13 protein-coding genes and 1 riboswitch are annotated in these 14,973 nt (G+C 69.4%); of the genes, 10 read left to right on the plus strand and 3 right to left on the minus strand.

Translation table 11 applies throughout. From position 1 onward, the window contains the following. Positions 1-70: 70 nt before the first annotated feature. A complete protein-coding gene (locus ACIPVN_RS05605) occupies positions 71-1,450 on the minus strand; it encodes an MFS transporter (RefSeq protein WP_400440572.1) in 1,380 nt (459 codons plus the stop codon). Positions 1,451-1,648: 198 nt separating this feature from the next. Between ACIPVN_RS05605 and ACIPVN_RS05610 the strand changes: the two genes are divergently transcribed. The 8 genes from ACIPVN_RS05610 to ACIPVN_RS05645 are packed head-to-tail and all read left to right on the plus strand — an operon-like array spanning position 1,649 to position 9,435. Further along, positions 1,649-3,199, plus strand: coding sequence for a fumarylacetoacetate hydrolase family protein (locus tag ACIPVN_RS05610; protein WP_400440575.1), 1,551 nt, complete (start codon positions 1,649-1,651; stop codon positions 3,197-3,199). Further along, positions 3,196-3,879 carry a GntR family transcriptional regulator gene (locus tag ACIPVN_RS05615; protein ID WP_400440578.1) on the plus strand — a complete coding sequence of 228 codons (684 nt, stop codon included), beginning with the start codon at positions 3,196-3,198 and terminating at the stop codon, positions 3,877-3,879. Before ACIPVN_RS05610 ends, ACIPVN_RS05615 begins: the two co-directional genes overlap by 4 nt. Next, a complete protein-coding gene (gene hpaE / locus ACIPVN_RS05620; RefSeq protein ID WP_400440581.1) occupies positions 3,876-5,372 on the plus strand; it encodes a 5-carboxymethyl-2-hydroxymuconate semialdehyde dehydrogenase in 1,497 nt (498 codons plus the stop codon). Before ACIPVN_RS05615 ends, hpaE begins: the two co-directional genes overlap by 4 nt. Positions 5,373-5,413: 41 nt before the next feature. Continuing rightward, a complete protein-coding gene (gene hpaD / locus ACIPVN_RS05625; RefSeq protein WP_400440584.1) occupies positions 5,414-6,580 on the plus strand; it encodes a 3,4-dihydroxyphenylacetate 2,3-dioxygenase in 1,167 nt (388 codons plus the stop codon). A 9-nt stretch (positions 6,581-6,589) separates the two neighbouring features. Then, positions 6,590-7,375 carry a fumarylacetoacetate hydrolase family protein gene (locus ACIPVN_RS05630; protein ID WP_400440586.1) on the plus strand — a complete coding sequence of 262 codons (786 nt, stop codon included), beginning with the start codon at positions 6,590-6,592 and terminating at the stop codon, positions 7,373-7,375. Further along, positions 7,360-8,178 carry an HpcH/HpaI aldolase/citrate lyase family protein gene (locus ACIPVN_RS05635; protein WP_400440589.1) on the plus strand — a complete coding sequence of 273 codons (819 nt, stop codon included), beginning with the start codon at positions 7,360-7,362 and terminating at the stop codon, positions 8,176-8,178. The genes ACIPVN_RS05630 and ACIPVN_RS05635 overlap by 16 nt, the downstream gene beginning before the upstream one ends. A gap of 37 nt (positions 8,179-8,215) precedes the next feature. Then, on the plus strand, positions 8,216-8,938 hold the full coding sequence (locus tag ACIPVN_RS05640; RefSeq protein WP_400440591.1) for a DUF6882 domain-containing protein: 723 nt from the start codon (positions 8,216-8,218) through the stop codon (positions 8,936-8,938). Positions 8,939-8,997: 59 nt separating this feature from the next. Beyond that, complete coding sequence (locus ACIPVN_RS05645) at positions 8,998-9,435, plus strand: hypothetical protein (RefSeq protein WP_400440594.1); 438 nt, start codon at positions 8,998-9,000, stop codon at positions 9,433-9,435. A gap of 90 nt (positions 9,436-9,525) precedes the next feature. On the opposite strand, the gene ACIPVN_RS05650 is transcribed toward ACIPVN_RS05645, so the two are convergent. Then, positions 9,526-10,404 carry a bifunctional methylenetetrahydrofolate dehydrogenase/methenyltetrahydrofolate cyclohydrolase gene (locus ACIPVN_RS05650; protein WP_400440597.1) on the minus strand — a complete coding sequence of 293 codons (879 nt, stop codon included), beginning with the start codon at positions 10,402-10,404 and terminating at the stop codon, positions 9,526-9,528. After that, positions 10,401-11,675 carry a serine hydroxymethyltransferase gene (gene glyA, locus ACIPVN_RS05655; RefSeq protein ID WP_400440600.1) on the minus strand — a complete coding sequence of 425 codons (1,275 nt, stop codon included), beginning with the start codon at positions 11,673-11,675 and terminating at the stop codon, positions 10,401-10,403. Before glyA ends, ACIPVN_RS05650 begins: the two co-directional genes overlap by 4 nt. 38 nt (positions 11,676-11,713) lie before the next feature. After that, a riboswitch (ZMP/ZTP riboswitch) is annotated at positions 11,714-11,798 on the minus strand. Positions 11,799-11,850: 52 nt separating this feature from the next. Between glyA and ACIPVN_RS05660 the strand changes: the two genes are divergently transcribed. Next, positions 11,851-13,377: a family 20 glycosylhydrolase gene (locus tag ACIPVN_RS05660; RefSeq protein ID WP_400440603.1), complete on the plus strand. Its 1,527-nt coding sequence runs from the start codon at positions 11,851-11,853 to the stop codon at positions 13,375-13,377. Next, a complete protein-coding gene (nagA, locus tag ACIPVN_RS05665) occupies positions 13,374-14,549 on the plus strand; it encodes an N-acetylglucosamine-6-phosphate deacetylase (protein WP_400440606.1) in 1,176 nt (391 codons plus the stop codon). Before ACIPVN_RS05660 ends, nagA begins: the two co-directional genes overlap by 4 nt. Positions 14,550-14,973: the final 424 nt, after the last annotated feature.

Raw genomic sequence — 14,973 nt, forward strand, 5'->3', positions numbered from 1 at the left:
GCTCCCGTCGCACTCTCCGTCGGTCCGAGCGCACCGGGCCGACGGAAAGTGCGATGGGACAGAGCGCCGATCAGGCCCGGGCGAGTCCGTGGATCGGGCTCACGGCCTGCTCCTCCTCGTGATCCGGGCCCAGCGGAATGCCCGAACGGTCACGCAGCAGCAGCGTCGCGATGAGTCCGAGAACGGTCATGCCGGCGAGGTACCAGGTGACGGCTTGCGTCGATCCGGTCGCCGCGACGATGGCCGTCGCGATGGTCGGGGCGAACGCGCCTCCGGCGATGGCACCGATCGCGTACGAGATTGAGACGCCCGAGAAACGGATGCTGGCCGGGAACAGCTCGGTGTACAGCGCCGCCTGCGGGCCGTACGTGAAGCCGAGGCCGATCGTCAGGATCGCGAGGCCGGCGAAGACGAGCCCGATCTCTCCGGTGTTCACGAGCGGGAACAGCGCGAACACGCCGCCGAGCTGCAGCACCCAGCCGATGATGTACGTCGTGCGGCGGCCGATGCGGTCGCAGATCCACCCCGCGACGAGCGTGCTGATCAGCCAGGTGACCGCCGATCCGGCGACGGCCCACAGCACCGGACCGCGCTCGAGCCCGATCGGGCCCTCGGGGTTGGTGGTGTACCCCTGGATGTAGCCGCCCGTGGTCATGTAACCGACGGCGTTGTTGCCCGCGAACACGAGCGCGGCGATGACCACCAGCAGCGCGTGCTTGCGGAACAGCTGCACGATCGGCATCTTCGCCTTCTCCTTGCGCTCCGCGAGTTCGGCGAAGACCGGGCTCTCCTCGACGCGGCGACGCACGTAGTAGCCGACGAGGATCAGCACGACGCTGAGCAGGAACGGCACGCGCCAGCCCCATGCGAGGAACTGGTCGCCCGGTGCGATCACCGTCATGAGCGCCATGACGCCCGAGGCCAGCAGCAGCCCGAGCGGCACGCCGATCTGGGGGGAGGCACCGAAGATACCGCGCTTGGTGCGGGGGGCGTGCTCGACGGCCATGAGCACCGCGCCGCCCCACTCGCCGCCGGCCGAGATGCCCTGCAGGATGCGCAGCAGAACGAGCAGCACCGGAGCGGCGATCCCGATCGTCTCGTAGGTCGGCAGCAGACCGATCAGCGCGGTCGCGAGACCCATGAGGATCAGCGTCCACATGAGCACGGTCTTGCGTCCGAGCTTGTCACCGTAATGGCCGGCGAGGAACGCTCCGAGCGGGCGGAAGAGGAAGCTCACACCGACCGTCGCGAACGCGATGAGAGCGCTGTCGGCGCCGAGCGGCGCGAAGAACAGCTGCCCGAACACGAGTCCGACGGCCGTGGCGTAGATGAAGAAGTCGTACCACTCGACGGTGGTCCCGACCACCGTGGCGAAGACGACACGGCGACGGTCGGCCGCCGTCGCGATGGTTCCGGTGGGGGTGAATCCCGCCTGTGACTGACCGCTCATGCGGTGTCTCCTTTGTTCGTGACTGCATTGTCACGGCGTGCATCCGAGTCTCGGTCGGAGGTGCTTGCCGGGGGTGGAAGCGATGATATATGATTTCGGATACGACGCACAAGCACGATGCACGATGCACGATGCACGATGCACGATGCACGATGCACGAGCAGCGTCCCGACATCCCGAAGCGCGAGGAGGCGCCCCGTGACGGATCCCATCGCCCGCCCCGGCAAGATCATCGCGATCCATCTGAGCTATGCCTCCCGCGCCGATCAGCGCGGCCGTCGCCCCGCCGCCCCCTCGTACTTCTTCAAGCCGTCGAGCTCCGTCGGGGTCTCGGGCGGCACGGTCGAGCGCCCCGCGGGCACCGAGCTGCTGGCGTTCGAGGGCGAGATCGCGCTCGTCATCGGCACGCCCGCCCGGCGGGTGGCGCTGGCGGATGCCTGGGCCCACGTCGCCGGGGTCACGGCGTCGAACGACCTCGGCCTCTACGACCTGCGAGCGAACGACAAGGGATCGAACGTGCGCTCGAAGGGCGGCGACGGCTACACGCCCCTCGGACCGCACCTCATCGATGCCCGCACGGTCGACCCGACGGCGCTACGCGTGCGCGCCTGGGTCAACGGCGAGCTCCGACAGGACGACACCACCGCCGGGCTGATCTTCCCGCTCGCACAGCTCGTCGCCGACCTGTCGCAGCACTTCACGCTCGAGCCCGGTGACGTCATCCTCACCGGGACCCCGGCCGGGTCGTCCGTCATCGTCCCCGGCGATGTGGTCGAGATCGAGGTGGATGCCCCCGACGCCCCCGGCTCCCCGAGTTCGGGCCGACTCGTCACGACCGTCACGCAGGGCGATGTCCCGTTCGACGAGACGATCGGGTCACTCCCCTCCGTCGACGACCTGCAACGCACCGAGGCCTGGGGCTCCGCCGAGGCCGCCGGCCTCGTGGCGGACCCTTCGACAGGCTCACGACCCCAGGACGGTGAGTCGTCCCGGAACAAGGTCGCTGAGCCCGTCGAGACGTCCTCCGCCCTCTCCCCCGCCCTTCGCGCGAAGCTCATCGAAGCCCCGACCGCCGGGCTCTCGGCCCAGCTGCGCAAGCGCGGCCACCACTCGTGCTTCATCGATGGCGTCACCGCGAACATCTCGGGATCGAAGATCGTGGGCACCGCGAAGACGCTGCGCTTCGTCCCCTTCCGCGAAGACCTCTTCGCGAGCCACGGCGGCGGCTACAACGCCCAGAAGCGCGCGTTCGACGCCGTCGAGGAGGGGGAGGTCATCGTGATCGAGGCTCGCGGCGACTCCACGACCGGCACGCTCGGCGATATCCTCGCCCTGCGAGCCCGCACCCGAGGGGCGGCCGGCGTCGTCACCGACGGCGGCGTGCGCGACTTCGAGCAGGTCGCCGGCATCGGGCTCCCCGTGTTCTCGCAGGGCGCCCACCCCTCGGTGCTCGGTCGCCGACACGTGCCCTGGGAAGTCGACGTCACGATCGCCTGCGGCGGGGCGACCGTGCAGTCCGGTGACATCGTCGTGGGCGATGGCGACGGCGTGATCGTGATCCCGCCCGCCCTCGCCGAGGAGATCGCGGATGCCGCGATCGCGCAGGAGCACGAGGATGCGTGGATCGCGACGCAGGTCGAGGCGGGGCATCCCGTCGACGGACTGTTCCCCCTGAACGCCGAATGGCGCGCCCGCTACGAAGCCGAGATCGCCACGAAGGCGCAGGACGAATCGGGTACGAACGCATGACGACGACCACTGCCAGCAAGTCCGAGGTCGCGTACGAGTGGATCCGCTCGCGCATCACCGGCCACATGTTCAGCCCGGGCTACCGCCTGGTGCTCGGCTCGATCGCCGACGATCTGAAGATGAGCGTCGTGCCCGTGCGTGAAGCCATCCGTCGCCTCGAGGCCGAAGGGCTCGTCACCTTCGAGCGCAACGTCGGTGCCCGCGTCACCCTCGTCGACGAGAGCGAGTACGCCCACACGATGCAGACTCTGGGCATCGTCGAGGGATCGGCGACCGCCCTCTCCGCCCCGCTGCTCGACGATGATGCCCTCGACGAGGCGGCCCGCATCAACGAGCGCATGGCCCGGATGCTCGACCACCTCGACGCCCACGCGTTCACCGAGCTCAACCGGCAGTTCCACTCCGTGCTGTTCGAGCCATGCCCGAACCCGGATCTGCTCGACCTCGTCCATCGCGGGTGGTCGCGGCTCTCCGGCATCCGCGATTCGACCTTCGCGTCGATCCCCGGCCGAGCCCAGCATTCCGTCGAGGAGCACACCCAGATCCTCGACCTCATCCGAGCGGGCGCCGATCCGCTCGAGATCGAACTCGCCGCCCGCAATCACCGCTGGCGCACGATGGACGCGTTCCTCGACGCACTGCACAGCCGTACCACCCCGACGACCGGAGACCCGTCATGACCGATCCGCGCATCCCCGCCGACCTGCCCGACCACATCCAGCACTACATCGACGGAGCCTTCGTCGACTCGGTCGACGGCGACACCTTCGACGTGCTCGACCCCGTCACGAACAAGACCTACACGACGGCATCCGCGGGCAAGAAAGCCGACATCGAGCGCGCCGTCGCTGCGGCGAAGCGCGCCTTCGACGAGGGCCCCTGGCCGCGGATGCTCCCGCGCGAGCGCTCGCGCGTGCTGCACCGCATCGCCGACATCGTCGAGTCGCGTGATGCCCGCCTCGCCGAACTGGAGTCCTACGACTCGGGTCTCCCGATCACGCAGGCGCTGGGTCAGGCCCGTCGCGCGGCCGAGAACTTCCGCTTCTTCGCCGACCTGATCGTCGCGCAGTCCGACGACGCCTTCAAGGTGCCCGGTCGGCAGATGAACTACGTCAACCGCAAGCCGATCGGCGTCGCGGGACTCATCACGCCGTGGAACACGCCCTTCATGCTCGAGTCGTGGAAGCTCGGCCCCGCGCTCGCGACCGGCAACACGGTGGTGCTCAAGCCCGCCGAGTTCACCCCCCTGTCGGCGTCGCTCTGGGCCGGAATCTTCGAGGAGGCCGGCTTGCCGCAGGGCGTCTTCAACCTCGTCAACGGACTCGGTGAGGATGCCGGAGACGCCCTGGTGAAGCATCCGGAGGTCCCCCTCATCTCGTTCACGGGCGAAAGCCGCACCGGGCAGATCATCTTCGGCAACGCCGCCCCCTTCCTGAAGGGCCTGTCGATGGAGCTCGGTGGCAAGTCGCCCGCCGTGGTCTTCGCCGACGCCGATCTCGAGGCCGCGGTGGACGCGACGATCTTCGGCGTCTTCTCGCTCAACGGCGAGCGCTGCACCGCCGGATCGCGCATCCTCGTCGATCGCTCGATCTATGAGGAATTCGTCGAACGCTATGCCGCGCAGGCGAAGCGTGTGAAGGTCGGCTACCCGCACGACCCGACGACCGAGGTCGGCGCGCTCGTGCACCCCGAGCACTACGACAAGGTGATGAGCTACGTCGAGATCGGCAAGAGCGAGGGCCGCCTCGTCGCCGGCGGCGGACGCCCCGAGGGATTCGACGAGGGCAACTTCGTCGCACCGACCGTCTTCGCCGATGTCGCCCCCGACGCGCGGATCTTCCAGGAGGAGATCTTCGGCCCTGTCGTCGCGATCACCCCCTTCGACTCCGACGACGAGGCGCTCGCGCTCGCGAACGACACGAAGTACGGCCTCGCCGCCTACATCTGGACCAACGATCTGAAGCGCGCCCACAACTTCGCGCAGTCGGTCGAGGCCGGCATGGTGTGGCTGAACAGCAACAACGTGCGCGACCTCCGCACCCCCTTCGGCGGGGTGAAGGCCTCGGGTCTGGGCCACGAGGGCGGCTACCGCTCGATCGACTTCTACACCGACCAGCAGAGCGTGCACATCACGCTCGGCGGCGCCCACAACCCCACCTTCGGCAAGAACTGACCCCCTCCTGTCACGCAGGAATCGACAGCAAGGACGCTGACATGACCGACAAGACGCAGAAAACGCTCACCTCCTCCGGCTACTACGTGTCGCAGGAGGCACCGATCCACTCCGACAACCCGGTCGCGACACCGACCAGCACGCCGCCCGACATCCTGCGCTGCGCCTACATGGAGCTCGTGGTCACCGATCTCGCCGCCTCGCGCCAGTTCTACGTCGACGTGCTCGGGCTCTACGTGACCGCCGAGGACGAGAACGCGATCTACCTGCGCTCGACCGAGGAGTTCATCCACCACAACCTCGTGTTGCGCCAGGGCCCGATCGCCGCCGTCGCCGCGTTCTCGTACCGCGTGCGCGCAGCGGAGGATCTCGACCGCGCTGTCGCCTTCTACACCGAGCTCGGCTGCGACGTGCGCCGCGAGCCGAACGGTTTCGTAGAGGGCATCGGCGACTCGGTGCGCGTGGTCGACCCGCTCGGCTTCCCCTACGAGTTCTTCTTCGAGACCACGCACGTCGAGCGCCTGTCGTGGCGCTACGACCTGCACACCCCGGGCGAGCTCGTGCGCCTCGACCATTTCAACCAGGTCACCCCCGACGTGCCCCGGGCGGTGCGGCACTACCAGGACCTCGGCTTCCGCGTCACGGAGGACATCCAGGATGACGAGGGCACCGTGTACGCCGCGTGGATGCGCCGCAAGCCCACCGTGCACGACACCGCAGCGACCGGCGGAGACGGACCGCGCATGCACCACGTCGCCTTCGCCACGCACGAGAAGCACAACATCCTCGCGATCTGCGACAAGCTCGGCGCCCTCCGCCGCTCCGACGCGATCGAGCGCGGCCCCGGCCGCCACGGCGTCTCGAACGCGTTCTACCTCTACCTGCGCGACCCCGACGGTCACCGCGTCGAGATCTACACGCAGGACTACTACACCGGCGACCCCGACAACCCCGTCATCACGTGGGATGTGCACGACAACCAGCGCCGCGACTGGTGGGGCAACCCGGTCGTGCCCTCCTGGTACACCGAGGCCTCGCTCGTGCTCGACCTCGATGGCAATCCGCAGCCCGTGATCCCCCGCACCGACAGCTCCGAGATGGCCGTGACGATCGGCGCCGACGGCTTCTCGTACACGCGCCCGGACGAGGGCGAGAGCTCGATGCCCGAGTACAAGCAGGGCGAGTACAAGCTCGGCCACCAGCTGTAGGAGATGCGGATGCTGTCAGCAGAGGTGATCGCGCAGATCGCCGCGGAATTGGCCGAGGCCGATCGGGAGCACACGGTGATCCCACGGATCACGGCGCGCTGGCCCGGGGCCACCATCGAGGACTCCTACGCGATCCAGGGCGTGTGGCGCGATACGCAGCTCGCCGCGGGCCGCACGCTCGTCGGTCGCAAGATCGGGCTGACCTCCAAGGCGATGCAGCAGGCCACGGGCATCACCGAACCCGACTACGGGGTGATGTTCGACGACACCGTCTACGAATCCGGCGCCGAGATTCCGGTCGACCACTTCTCGAACGTGCGCATCGAGGTCGAGCTCGCGTTCGTTCTGAGACATCCGCTCGAAGGCCCCGACTGCACGCTCGACGACGCGCTCGCGGCGATCGACTACGCGGTCCCCGCACTCGAGGTGCTGAACTCGCACATCGAGCTCGAGGGCCGCACGATCGTCGACACGATCAGCGACAACGCCGCCTACGGGGCGATGGTGCTCGGCTCGGTGCGCAAGCGGCCCGACGAGATCGATCTGCGCTGGGTGCCCGGCGTGCTCTCCCGCAACGGCGAGATCGAGGAGACGGGGGTCGCAGCGGGAGTCCTCGGCCACCCGGCGACCGGCGTCGCCTGGCTCGCCAACAAGTTCGCCCAGCACGGCGCGCGGCTCGAAGCCGGCGAGATCATCCTGGCAGGATCGTTCACACGCCCGATGTGGGTGTCGCGCGGCGACGAGGTGCTGTGCGACTACGGACCGATGGGAACGATCGCATGCCGCTTCGTCTAGACCCGAGCTTCCGCGACCGACTCGCGGCATCCGATCGTCCGCTCGTCGGCATGTGGGTGTGCTCCGGCAGCCCGCTGCTCGCCGAGGTCGCCGCCGGCTCCGGCCTGGACTGGCTGCTCATCGACATGGAGCACTCCGCCAACACGCTCGAGTCGGTGCTCCTGCAGCTGCAGGCGGTCGCCGCGTATCCGGTGGCACCGGTCGTGCGCGCACCGGCCAACGATGTCGTGGCCCTCAAGCAGATCCTCGATCTCGGCGCGCAGAACGTGATCGTGCCGATGGTGTCGTCCGCCGAGGAGGCGCGCGCCGCGGTCTCCGCCACCCGCTATCCGCCGCACGGCGTGCGCGGTGTGGGCAGCGCGCTGGCCCGTAGCGCGCGCTGGAACCGTATCGACGACTACCTGCGCGAATCGGCCCGGCACACGTCGCTGACGGTGCAGATCGAGACGACCGCCGGTGTCGAGGCCGCGGCCGAGATCGCGGCCGTCGACGGGGTGGACGCCGTGTTCGTCGGCCCGTCCGACCTCTCGGCCTCGATGGGCCTGCTGGGTCAGCAGACCCATCCGGATGTCGTGGCCGCGGTCGAGCGCGTGTTTGCCGCGGCGAAGGCGGCGGGAACGCCCGTCGGGGTGAACGCCTTCGACCCGGTCGCAGCGGAGGCGTACCTCGCCGCCGGCGCCGACTTCGTGGCGGTCGGTGCCGATGTGGCGCTGCTCGCGCGGGCATCCGAGGCTCTCGCCGCGCGGTTCATCGCCTCGGACGGTCCTGACGCTCGGACCCGCGGGGAGAAACAGAGCTACTGAGTGGCGGATTCATAGGCTCAGCCACGAAACTGTTGGCATGACCTTCGCTGCGCTCCAGCCTCTCGCCGATCGTGCCGCCCTCTACTCCGTGATCCGCCAGGACCAGCTCTCGGCCGCCGCCGATGCTCTGGGCGAGCATCGCTGGGACGCCGACATGACGGCGGGCACCCTCACCTTCACGGCGAACGCCGACCCCTCGCGTCAGCTCGCCACGCGTGCGCACCTGATCGCCACGATCGCTCCGGGACCGCGCTCGATGCTCTGGGCATGGGCGCACCCGCAGGGCGACCCGCAGGGTGTCGCCGCGCAGCTGCGCGGCTACGGCGAGGAACACGGCATCGCCGAGCTCACCTCCGCCGAGGTCCCCTTCCCCGCGGATGCCTCGGGCGACGAGGACTGGATCGCCGCGGCCGCGCACACCGTCGGCGGCGTCGCCGTGGAGCTCACCGGCCGCTCCCCCTACTACTCGGCCCCCGTCGGAGGCGGCACCCGCGCCGTCTTCCTGCTCGATGCTCCGCTGCCGCCGCTCACCGTGGCCGACGCCATGATCGTGATGCCACGCATGCTCGCGAGCGTCGCCCTGTCCGACGCACGCACCTCGGTGTGGGATCTCGCCCGCCTCGCCGGCTGGACCCTGACCTGGACCGACGAGGCGTTCTCAGGGGCGACCGTCGTCGACGCGACCGGTTCCGCCACCTTCAGCTTCGACGAGCACGCCCGCATCTCGAACCTGCAGAGCTCGCTCGGCGGCCAGCGCTGACACCCTCCCCGGTCGCGCCGGGGATGCGCTCTCCGCACGCGCTGTGGGATTCTGATCCCATGAAGAAGGCAATCGTGCGGTTCGGGTCGCTCTACGTGTTCAACGTGGTGGTCCTGCTCCTGATCGGACTGCTGCTGCGTGGCGTCTCAGTGGGATGGCACGCCCTCTGGGCGGCGATCATCCTCACCCTCGCCGCGCTGTTCGTGAAGCCGACGCTCGCAGCCGCCTTCCGACGTTCGGCCGCGAAGTCGGCCGCCGATCGCACGAAGGTCGGCGAGAAGGTCGTCCAGTACTTGCTCGTGTACCTCGTCGAGTTGATCGTCTGGGCGCTCACGGTGTGGCTGAGCGGGGTCGATGCGCGCGGGTTCTGGGGCTACGTGATCCCGCCGCTCCTGCTGCTCGTCGGGTGGATGATCTACGACCAGATCGACGACAAGCTGCAGGCGAAGGCCGCCGAGGTCTACGACACCGTGCACGCACGCGTGCGCCGGCGCTGACGGCAGCCCCTCGCGGATACGCAGAACCTCGCAGCGGATCCGGGGATCGGCTGCGAGGTTCTGCCGTTCTGCGAGATGTCGTCGAACGGACTAGACCAGCCGCTCCGCCGCCTCGACGACATTCGTCATGAGCAGCGCGACGGTCATCGGTCCGACGCCGCCCGGGTTCGGCGAGATGAAGCCCGCGACCTCGGCCACGTCGGGGTGCACGTCGCCGGAGACGACGCTCTTACCCGTCTCGGGGTCGGTCGTGCGGGTCACACCCACATCGAGCACGGCCGCGCCGGGCTTGACGTCCTCGGCACGGATGAGGTGCGCGACGCCCGCGGCGGCGACGATCACGTCGGCCTCGCGGAGGTAGCGCGGCATGTCGACCGTGCCCGTGTGCGTGAGCGTGACCGTGGCATTGATGTCGCGGCGCGTGAGCAGCAGCCCGATCGATCGGCCGATCGTGACGCCGCGGCCGACGACCACGACGTGCTTGCCCTTCAGGTCGTAGTCATTGCGCAGCAGCAGCTCGATCACACCGCGCGGCGTGCACGGCAGCGGCGTGTGGATCGGGCTGTTGACGTTGAGCACCAGGCGACCCAGGTTCGTCGGGTGCAGGCCGTCGGCATCCTTCGCCGGGTCGATCCGCTCGAGGATCGCATCGGTGTCGAGGTGCTTCGGCAGCGGCAGCTGCACGATGTAGCCGTGGCAGTCGGGGTCGGCGTTGAGCTCGTCGATCAGCGCCTCGACGTCCTGCTGCGTGGCATCGGCCGGCAGCTCGCGCTGGATCGAATTCATCCCGATCGCCTCGGACTGCCGGTGCTTCATGCCCACGTACAGCTGCGACGCGGGGTCGGCGCCGACGAGCACCGTGGCGATGCCCGGGGTGATCCCGCGGGCGCGCAGCGCGGCGACGCGCTCGGTCAGCTCGGCCTTGATCTGGGCAGATGCCGCCTTGCCGTCGAGGACGACCGCGGTCACTGCTGCAGGTCCGGGTAGAGCGGGAAGCCGGCGGCGAGCGCGTCGACGCGGGCGCGGAGAGCCTCGACGTCGGCACCCGGCTGCAGCGCCAGCGCGATGATGTCGGCGACCTCGGTGAACTCCGTGTCGCCGAACCCGCGGGTGGCGAGCGCCGGGGTGCCGATACGCAGACCCGAGGTGACCATGGGCGGACGCGGGTCGTTCGGCACGGCGTTGCGGTTGACCGTGATGTGGATGTCGTGCAGCAGGTCTTCGGCCTGCTTGCCGTCGATCTCGGCGTCACGCAGGTCGACCAGAACGAGATGCACATCGGTGCCACCGGAGCGCACGGCGATGCCGGCATCCTTCACGTCCTGCTGCGAGAGGCGCTCGGCGATCAGCGAGGCGCCGCGCAGCACGCGCTGCTGACGCTCGGCGAACTCGGGGGTCGCGGCGAGCTTGAACGCGGTCGCCTTGGCGGCGATCACGTGCATGAGCGGGCCGCCCTGCTGGCCGGGGAACACCGCCGTGTTGATCTTCTTGGCGATGTCGGCGTCGTTCGTGAGGATGAAGCCCGAGCGGGGCCCGCCGATCGTCTTGTGCACGGTCGACGAGACGACGTGGGCGTGGGGCACCGGGTTGGGGTGCAGGCCCGCGGCGACGAGACCGGCGAAGTGCGCCATGTCGACCCAGAGCAGTGCGCCGACCTCGTCGGCGATCGCACGGAACGCCGCGAAGTCGAGCGTGCGGGGGTAGGCCGACCAGCCGGCGATGATGACCTTCGGCTTGTGCTCGATCGCGAGACGACGCACCTCGTCCATGTCGATCACCGAGGTCTCGGGGTTCACACCGTAGGCGACGATGTCGTAGAGACGGCCCGAGAAGTTGATCTTCATGCCGTGAGTGAGGTGGCCGCCCTGGTCGAGCGAGAGGCCGAGCAGCGTGTCGCCGGGGCGGGCGATCGCATGCAGCACGGCGGCGTTGGCCGAGGCGCCGGAGTGCGGCTGGACGTTCGCGTACTCGGCACCGAACAGGCTCTTCGCACGCGAGATCGCGAGCTCCTCGGCGACGTCGACCTCTTCGCAGCCACCGTAGTAGCGACGGCCGGGGTAGCCCTCGGCGTACTTGTTCGTGAGCACGGAGCCCTGCGACTGCAGCACCGAGACGGGTACGAAGTTCTCGGACGCGATCATCTCGAGGAAGGTCTGCTGACGCTTCAGCTCGCGGTCGAGCACTTCGGCGATCTCGGGATCGACCTCGGCGAGCGGGGCGTTGAAGTAACGGTCGGTCATGATGACGGGCTCCTCTGACGACGGATTCGAAGGGTGTTCTCATCGGCCCAGGCGCGCGGTCGAATTCCGTGGTCGGTCGCTCCCCGGTGGTACCCCACCCAGACGCCAGTCGCGACAGAACGAGCATAGCGGATTCCCCCTGGTCGACTCCCCGCCGCGCGGCTAGGGTTTGTTCATGGTCTTTACACTTCAGCTTCCGCTCGTTCCGGTGCCCGCCGCTGCCGTCGTGCACGAGGGACGGATGCCGATCACCGCGACGACGCGCGTGCACGGCTCCTCCCCCGCGATCGACGTCCTGACCGCCGCGGCCGCTCGACGCGGCACCCCTCTCCTCGCCTCCACCGATGAGCCGGATCAGGTCGCCGCCCCCGGGGACATCGTGCTGCGCCTCGACGCCGACGCCGCGGCATCCGAGGGCTACCGTCTGTCGGTCGGCAGACACGCCGAGATCATCGGCGCCGACGAGGCCGGACTGTTCTACGGCGTGCAGACCCTGCTGCAACTGCTGCGCGACGACGACGGGGGCTGGAGCATCCCGCACGTCGAGATCGACGACGCTCCGCGCTTCACGCACCGCGGCGTGATGCTCGACGTCGCGCGCCACTTCTTCGACGTCGCCGAGGTGAAACGGTTCATCGACGCCACCAGCGCACTCAAGTTCAATCGCCTGCACCTGCACCTCACCGACGATCAGGGCTGGCGGGTGCACATCGACTCCTGGCCGCTGCTCACCGAGCGGTCGTCGGCGACGTCGGCCGGAGGCGACCGCGGCGGTTTCTACACGAAGGACGACTATCGCGAGATCGTCGCCCACGCGGCGTCGCGGCACATGGTGCTGATCCCCGAGATCGATCTGCCGGGCCACACCCACGCGGTCGGCGTCGCCTACCCCGAGCTCGTCGAGGAGCCGGTGCTGAACGACGCCCTCGTCGCGCAGTCCGAGACCCTGGGGCAGCCCTTGCCCGTCGCCGGCGAGACGTACCTCGGCTGGGGCGTCGGTCATTCGAGCGTGCGCATCCGCGAGGAGCGCACCTACGATTTCGTGCGCGACGTCGTGCGCGAGCTCGCCGAGATGACCCCGGGGCCCTACCTCCACATCGGCGGCGACGAGTCGCTGGGCACGTCGCAGGAGGACTTCGACCACTTCGCCGAGCGCGCGACGCAGATCGTCGTGGACGCCGGGAAGATCCCCGTCGCCTGGCACGAGATGGGCGCCGCCACCGGCATCGCCGAGGGCACGATCGGGCAGTACTGGGGCATGAAGGCGCCCACGGGTTCGCACGCCGCCGAGGCCGCGCACTTCGTGGAGCGCGGCGGAGCGCTGATCATGTCGGCCGCGGATGCCACCTACCTCGACATGAAGTACGACGAGGACTTCCCGCTCGGCCTCACCTGGGCCGGCGTGATCGATGTGCGAACCGCCTACGAGTGGGAGCCCACCGCCGTGCTCGACGTGCCCGACGCGGCGATCCTCGGCACCGAGGCGCCGCTGTGGTCCGAGACCACGCGCACGATCGACGATGTCGAGTCGCTCGTCTTCCCGCGCGCCGCCGCGGAGGCCGAGATCGCGTGGTCGCCGCAGCACGGCGAGGGGCGCGACTGGTCGTCGTTCCGCGAGCGGCTCGGTGCCCTGGCGCCGCTGTGGAAGGCTGAGGGCACCCGATTCCACCCCACCGCAGACATCCCCTGGAGCGATCGATGAGCGTCCACCCCGCAGCCACGGGAAGCCTGATCGTCCACTCCGCGCGCGTCGTGGACCGTGGCGAGATCGTCGAGGACGCCTGGGTGCGCTTCGACGGCGGCCGGGTGGCCTCGCGCGGAACGGGCGCCGACTGGGCACCCGCAGACGAGGTCGTCGACGCGGCATCCGTCGCCGGCCCCGGAGCGCTTCTCACGCCCGGCTTCGTCGACATGCACGGGCACGGCGGCGCCGGCGCGTCGTTCGACGACGGCGTCGACTCCATCCGGATCGCGCGCGATCTGCATCGCTCGCACGGCACGACCCGCGCCGTGGTGTCGCTGGTGACGGCTCCGCTCGACGAGCTCGCACGCGGGGCCGCACTGATCGCCGACCTCATGCAGACGGATGCCGACATCCTCGGCTCGCACCTCGAGGGGCCGTTCCTCGATCCGGGGCACCACGGCGCCCACGACCCGTCGCTTCTGCGCGAACCGCTGCCCGACGACGTCGACCGGCTGCTCACCGCGGGTCGGGGAACGATCCGTCAGATCACGATCGCCCCGGAGCTTCCCGGCGGGCTCGATGCGGTCCGCCGGATCGTCGCAGCCGGCACGGCAGCGGCCGTCGGCCACACCGATGCGGATGCCGACATGGCGGTCGCCGCGTTCGAGGCGGGGGCGTCGATCCTCACCCATGCGTTCAATGCGATGCCCGGCATCCACCACCGCGCTCCGGGACCCGTGCTCGCCGCTGCGGCGGATCACCGCGTGGTTCTCGAGGCGATCGCCGACGACGTGCACCTCGACCCGCGCGTGGTCAAGCTCGTGTTCGACGCCGCCCCTGCGCGTGTGGCCCTGATCACGGACGCCATGGCGGCCGCAGGGAGCGCGGACGGCCACTACGACCTGGGCGCCGTGAGCGTGACGGTCGAGAGCGGCATCGCCCGCACCGTCGAGACGGGGGCGATCGCCGGCTCGACGCTCACCCAGGACGAGGCTCTGCGGCGCGCGGTCGCCGCGGGCGTCGCACTCGCCGACGTGGTGCGTGCGCTCACCGAGACGCCGGCCGGGGCCGTGGGCTTCGCCTCGGAGCTCGGCGCGCTGCGCACCGGAATGGTGGGCGATGCCGTGCTGCTCGATGCAGAACTGCGCGTCGCGCGCGTGTGGGTCGGGGAGCGGCCCCGCAGGGCCTAGGTCCTTCGCTCGGAGGGAGTGGAGGGTGCCGATCCCCCCGGATCGGCACCCTCGGGTTCCCCCACGTAGAGAGGGGGGCCGAGAACTCCTCCCCCGAGGCTCTCGACCCGCCCGACCGATGCGTGAACCCCCTGCATCGGAGCCCGAACCCCGCCCCCCGGTGGAGTTCGTCGTGGCTGTCTCTACAGATGAGACGACGTGCGGCCCGATTCATTACGCGAACCGGGGAAAAAATCTGAAGAAAGTTTTGAAGCTCGCAAGTAATCACCTCTGACCTGGCTTTTCTCCTGCAAACTTTTTCCACCGCGGAGTTGTTCGAGGGCTGGCCCTCACGCGAGTTCCGAGAGAGAATGGAGAACTCGCGTGATGATCCGGCCCATCGCGCGTCTCACTCTGTGAAGGCACACACCCGTGCCCCACGACC

The organism is Microbacterium sp. NPDC090003, from assembly GCF_044748385.1.
Classification (GTDB): domain Bacteria; phylum Actinomycetota; class Actinomycetes; order Actinomycetales; family Microbacteriaceae; genus Microbacterium.